We start from the raw sequence: 5,547 nt of genomic DNA on the forward strand, positions 1-5,547 counted from the left end.
AGATCGCGCTGGTCTCGCGGGATCTCGGCCTCGGCAACGACGCATCTGGCACGCGCTACCGCCTCTTTCGGGCCGAAGCCGCGCGCGGCACGCCGCAGCAGCGCCTTGGCGCGATCGAGATCACCGAGCTGCGCCATGGCAATGCCGCGCAGCGCCAGCGCCGGCGGGTCTTCGCGCAAGGCGACGCGATCCAGCGCGCCGAGCGGGTCGCCTCCGGCCAGTGCCAGCGCAGCCGCGGTGATCAGCGAATCCATTCAAATCCCGTCACACTTGTAACTCCCACCCTTGTGCGTCGCCGCCCTAACTTAAATCCGTACCGTCAACCGGCAAGCCGCATCGGCAACTATCGGCAACGCGCGGCACGCCAAGGGAGAACCGACAATGCCAACCGACACTCCTCTCCACCCGGCCGAAGGCACCGTGAGGATGCGCCACCCCTGCTGCGACGGGCCGGCTCCTGCAAATCCCGTCACACTTGTAACTCCCACCCTCCCGCTTCACCGCCCTATTCTGGCTGACAGCAAGCGACAACAGACTGGCAAAGGAGACGACCAATGACCAAGCACATCGCAATGAAGACCCCGCCGATCGTTTCGAGGCAGGACTGGGAAGCCGCCCGCGAACAGATGCTGGTGAAGGAAAAGGCAACACTGCGCGCCAAGGACGCATTGGCCGCCGAGCGCCGGCGCATGCCGTGGATGGAAGTCGACAAGGCCTATGTGTTCGAGGGACCGAACGGCAGAGCGAGCCTGCTCGATCTGTTCGAAGGCCGCCGCCAGCTGATCGTCTATCGCGCCTTCTTCGAGCCCGGCGTGCATGGCTGGCCCGATCACGCCTGCCGCGGCTGTTCGCTGGGCGCCGACCAGGTCGGCCACCTCGCCCATCTCAACGCCCGCAACACCACGCTTGCCTACGCTTCGCGTGCCCCGCAGGCCGACATTGCGCGGCTGAAGCAGCGGATGGGCTGGCAGATGCCCTGGTACACAATCACTGACAGTTTCGACAAGGACTTCGGTGTCGACGAATGGCACGGCCACAACGTCTTCATCCGTGACGGCGATCGCATCTTCCGCACCTACTTGATTAACAGCCGCGGCGACGAAGCGATGGGCACCGTCTGGAGCTATCTCGACGCGACGCCGCTCGGCCGCCAGGAAATCTGGGAGGATTCGCCCGAAGGCTATCCGCAGACTCCACTCTACTCCTGGTGGAACTGGCACGACAATTACGACGCCGGGGCCGACAAGAAATGGGAAGAAGTGTCTGCTGCCGGCGAGGCCGCATTCCGCGACAAGGGCGAGCAGTAACGGTTGTCCAGTCTGGGTTCCTCTCCCCACTCCGTGGAGAGAGGAACCTGTCGTGGCTGGCATGATCATCAAGGATCAAGGCGATGAGCGATATCCACACAGGTGCCGGCAGCACGATCCCAGAAGCCGCCACCCTCGGGCTGGCCGACTGGCTTTGCCTTGCCGCGGCACCGACCTTCGCCGTGATGGCGCTGCTCACCTGCATCTTCAGCGGCGATGCGGCCATGCAGTGCATGGGCACCGACGCCTCGCCCCTCACGGGCATGGCTGCGATGTATCTGCTGATGAGCGCCTTTCATCTGGCGCCCTGGCTGCGGGTGATCTCCGGCCGGCAGGCCCGCTAGGCCCTTCCAATTCTAGACACCCCACACATCGGAGAAGACAATGAGACTGGTCAGGCTGAGAGCGCCGGGCGGCTTGGGCAATCTCGACCTGGTCGAGGAAGATCCGCCCCAACCAGGGCCGGGCGAGGTGCTGGTCAGGATCCGGGCCTGCGCGTTGAACATGCGCGACGACTTTGCCGTGCAAGGCAAGATGCCTCTCGCCGACGGCCGCGTTCCGCTCTCCGACGGCGCCGGCGAAGTGATTGCCCTCGGCGACGGTGTCGATGCACTCAGGCCCGGAGACAGCGTCGTCAGCGTCTTCTATCCCTGGTGGCTGCGCGGTGACATGACGCCCTGCACCCGGCGCGATATTCCGGGAGACAGTTTCGACGGCTTCGCCAGCGAGTATGTCTGCATGCCGGCGCATGCTTTCACCAGGGCACCGGCAGGCTATACGCATGTCGAGGCGGCGTCGCTCACCTGCACGGGCGTTACTGCCTGGCGCGGCCTGATTGTGTGCGGCAAGGTGAAGCCGGGCGACGCAGTGCTGGTCCTCGGTTCGGGCAGCGTATCGCTGTTCGCGCTGCAATTCGCCAAGGCCGCCGGCGCCCGGGTCATCGCCACCTCATCCGACGAGCAGAAGCTGGAAAGGCTCAAGCGCCTCGGAGCCGACGCCGTCATCAACTACAAGTCCGTCCCGGACTGGGGCCGCAAGGCCAAGGATCTGACGGGCGGGCGCGGCGTCGATCACGTGATCGAGGTCGGCGGACCCGCCACGCTGGCGCAGTCGATTATCGCCTGCCGCACGGGCGGTCACATCGCGCTGGTCGGCGTCCTGACCGGCTTTGCGGCGGAAGTGTCTATCCCAGCCCTGTTTTCCAACCAGATCCGCATCAGCGGCATTTCCATCGGCAGCCGGGCCGACCAGGAGGATATGATCCGCGCGATAGAGTCCAACAGGCTGAAGCCCGTCATAGACCGCCACTTTCCGCTGCAGGACATCGCCACCGCCTTCGCTCATTACGAATCCCGAAAGCATTTCGGCAAGGTCTGCCTTGACGTTTGAGCGTTCTCCGCCAGCAGCACGATGAAGGGGACCGCCGGGGCCGCGCCTCGTCGTGATCCTGCCTAGGTCGCGATGTCGTTGACCGGCAGCAGGGGCTTGGGAAGGTCGCTCTCGCCGAGCCCGCTACGCAACTCGATCTCGATGTCGCGGCAGATCTGCGAGATCGGAACGTCGTTGGCATTGCCCTCGAACGGGTTGGCGCTGCTTTCGCCGACCTGGTCGAGAGACATGTAGGCCCAGCCGAGCAGCGTGCTGAACGGGATCGTCAGCCAGATCGCTATCGACCCGAGCGCGCCACCCAGTTTGCCCATATCGGCAAAGACGGGAACGACCCCGAACGGCAACAGTGTGCAGAAGATCATGACGAACATCGAACTGACGATGGCGTATTGCCGGGGATAGGGATTGTTCTTGATGCGATCGCAGCGCGCCTGCTGGTCATGGAAGTCGCGGATCAGCTTGGTCAGTTCGCCATAGATCTGAGGAGGGAGCTTTGTGTCCTTGAACAGCGCATTGACCTGGACAGATTGCAGTTCGAGCAGGGCTATCGCCGGCTGGGGCGATTTCAGGACGTCCTCGGCCTGTTCGGCGAGCAGCGGACGCAATTCGTCGCCGACCGAGCTCGCATCCTCATGGATACGGTAGCGCCGCCGGTATTCGATATTGGCGGCCCGCGCCATGGACTCCCATGGCATCGGCCGGCGCAGGGAAAAGCGCAATGCCGTCATCCAGGCGATGTGGCGATAGATGAGCTGTCTGGCCGTCGGCGCGTCGAGGAAATCCCTGCAGAAATTGGACCACAAACGGCTGCTGGCCGTAATTTGCGTAAAAGCCTGCAGCGCGTCGCTGCTGCGGGTGAACACCTGCGAATTCTTGAACCCGGCGACGAGTGACACGGTGGTGCCAAGCACCAGCACCACCGACCATGGCACCGAAAACCCGGCGATGCCTGGAAGACGGTAGGCCGCCACGGCCAGACCGCTCACCACCACCATGTAGATGACGCTGCGCCGCGACCACAGCGCGAAATCGATCAGTTTGTAGGAACGGCCTACATACATCGTATCCCCTCAACTCATCGATAGGTCTGGTTTTGCACGGCCGGAATCTGGTCGCCTCATTGTGCCTTTGCAGCCCCGAACCGCAACCCGTCCATCAACAGCTTGACCAGCCGGCGCGAGCGGTCGCGCCATTCGGGGGTGTCGGGCGCTGAATAGATGCCGCCCAGCGCGTGCAGCACGTCGGAAGCGTCGACGTCGCCGCGGATGGTGCCGTCGGCCACCGCCGCCTCGACCAGGCGTCGCAAGGCTTGCGACACCCGGCCGAACGTGTCGGAAAACAGCGTCGAATTGGTGGTGAGCACAATGCGCAGGCTGGTCGCCAGGCCGCGCTTGGTGGCGATGTAGTCGACGAAGCGCTGCATCCACTGTTCCAGCGCGACATCGGACGGATGTTTTTGGGCAAGCTCGCCGGCGGCCGCGCACAGCGCCTCCACCTCACGACGATAGACCACCTCGACCAGATGCTCGCGCGTCGGGAAATGCCGGTAGAGCGTGCCGATGCCGACGCCGGCGCGGCGCGCGATCTCCTCCAGCGAGCCATCGATGCCGCGCTCGGCAAAGACTGACACCGCCACCTCGACCAGCCGGTCGCGGTTGCGCCGCGCATCGGCGCGCAGCGGCTTTGCGTCTACGGCCTCGGCCTTCTGTTCAGCAATGGCGGACGGCTCGCTGGCCAATTTTTTCTCCACATCGTGTCAGGGGGCTTGAATCCGGCAGGGTCAGCCACCACGTAATAAACGGAGGCGCCTCCGTTTTAGTGGAGCACCTTTATCATATAATCAGGAGAACCGGTATGTCACGTCTTTCGAACACGCAAGCCGACATCTCCCCTGCCCGCCTGCCTCGCGGGAGATCCGCCATCTCCGCTTTCGCCGTCAAGACCTGACCGAACAGTTACCTTGCCCTTCTGCGGCAAGGCACCAGTTCAATCCCATCCGCGTCAAGCAACTGGAGCCAGACGCCCATGACCAGCCTTCCCATTACCCTCACCATCAATGGCCACCGACACCAACTGGAGGTCGATCCACGCGTAACCCTGCTCGACCTGCTGCGCGAGCGGCTCGATCTCACCGGCACCAAGAAGGGCTGCGACCGCGGCCAATGCGGCGCCTGCACGGTGCTGGTCGACGGCAAGCGCATCAACTCATGCCTGGCGCTGGCGGTCAGCCATGACGGCGCCCAGGTCTTGACCATCGAAGGCGTCGCCAACGGCGAGGAACTGCATCCGGTGCAGGCCGCCTTCATCGCCCATGACGGCTTCCAGTGCGGGTTCTGCACACCCGGCCAGATCATGAGCACGCTCGGCCTGATCGCCGAGGGACAGGCCGGCGACGATCCCGAACGCATCCGCGAGGGGCTGAGCGGCAACATATGCCGCTGCGCGGCCTATGGCGGCATCGTCGAGGCCGTCCTGGAAGCCCAGCAACAGCTTGTCAAAGCCGACCGGAGGACCGCGGCATGAGAGACTTCGATTACATCAGGCCCGCCACCATTCCCGACGCCATCGCCGCGGCAGCCGAGCCGGGCTCGGCCTATCTCGCCGGCGGCACCAATCTGCTCGACCTGATGAAAGGCGGCATCACCAGTCCCGAGCGTATCGTCGACATCTCCCGGCTGCCGGAACTCAACCGCATCGAACGGCTGGACGATGGTGGCCTGCGCATCGGTGCGCTGGTGCGTAACGCCGACCTTGCCTACCATCCGGCGTTCGCCAAATCCTATCCGGCGGTGGCCGAGGCGCTGCTGTCGGGCGCTTCGGCGCAGCTTCGCAACGCCGCCACCGTCGGCGG

7 protein-coding genes and 1 pseudogene are annotated in these 5,547 nt (G+C 64.4%); 5 read left to right on the forward strand and 3 right to left on the reverse strand.

The window, feature by feature from the left end; genetic code table 11:
- Positions 1 to 254: pseudogene (locus EOA22_RS23195) on the reverse strand (helix-turn-helix domain-containing protein); the annotation flags it as partial.
- A 300-nt stretch (positions 255 to 554) separates the two neighbouring features.
- On the opposite strand from EOA22_RS23195, the gene EOA22_RS23200 reads away from it, so the two are divergent.
- From EOA22_RS23200 to EOA22_RS23210, 3 genes are all read left to right on the forward strand, one after another.
- Positions 555 to 1,307, forward strand: coding sequence for a thioredoxin family protein (locus tag EOA22_RS23200; RefSeq protein ID WP_013530710.1), 753 nt, complete (start codon positions 555 to 557; stop codon positions 1,305 to 1,307).
- A gap of 83 nt (positions 1,308 to 1,390) precedes the next feature.
- The gene (locus tag EOA22_RS23205; protein ID WP_024501661.1) at positions 1,391 to 1,651 is read left to right on the forward strand and encodes a hypothetical protein; all 261 of its coding nucleotides are present in this window, start codon (positions 1,391 to 1,393) and stop codon (positions 1,649 to 1,651) included.
- A gap of 40 nt (positions 1,652 to 1,691) precedes the next feature.
- On the forward strand, positions 1,692 to 2,696 hold the full coding sequence (locus EOA22_RS23210; protein ID WP_063168583.1) for an NAD(P)-dependent alcohol dehydrogenase: 1,005 nt from the start codon (positions 1,692 to 1,694) through the stop codon (positions 2,694 to 2,696).
- Between the two features lie 62 nt (positions 2,697 to 2,758).
- Here EOA22_RS23210 and EOA22_RS23215 read toward each other — a convergent pair whose 3' ends face one another.
- Positions 2,759 to 3,757: a bestrophin family ion channel gene (locus EOA22_RS23215; RefSeq protein ID WP_063168584.1), complete on the reverse strand. Its 999-nt coding sequence runs from the start codon at positions 3,755 to 3,757 to the stop codon at positions 2,759 to 2,761.
- 56 nt (positions 3,758 to 3,813) lie between these two features.
- Complete coding sequence (locus EOA22_RS23220) at positions 3,814 to 4,434, reverse strand: TetR/AcrR family transcriptional regulator (protein WP_024501664.1); 621 nt, start codon at positions 4,432 to 4,434, stop codon at positions 3,814 to 3,816.
- 287 nt (positions 4,435 to 4,721) lie between these two features.
- Here EOA22_RS23220 and EOA22_RS23225 point away from each other — a divergent pair, with 287 nt between their 5' ends.
- Complete coding sequence (locus EOA22_RS23225) at positions 4,722 to 5,219, forward strand: (2Fe-2S)-binding protein (RefSeq protein ID WP_013530705.1); 498 nt, start codon at positions 4,722 to 4,724, stop codon at positions 5,217 to 5,219.
- Positions 5,216 to 5,547 (forward strand): FAD binding domain-containing protein (locus EOA22_RS23230; RefSeq protein ID WP_206521321.1); only part of this gene is annotated, 332 nt, incomplete at its 3' end. The genes EOA22_RS23225 and EOA22_RS23230, both read left to right, overlap by 4 nt.

Origin of the sequence: Mesorhizobium sp. M7A.F.Ca.US.014.04.1.1 (assembly GCF_003998745.1) — a bacterium.
GTDB lineage: Bacteria > Pseudomonadota > Alphaproteobacteria > Rhizobiales > Rhizobiaceae > Mesorhizobium > Mesorhizobium ciceri.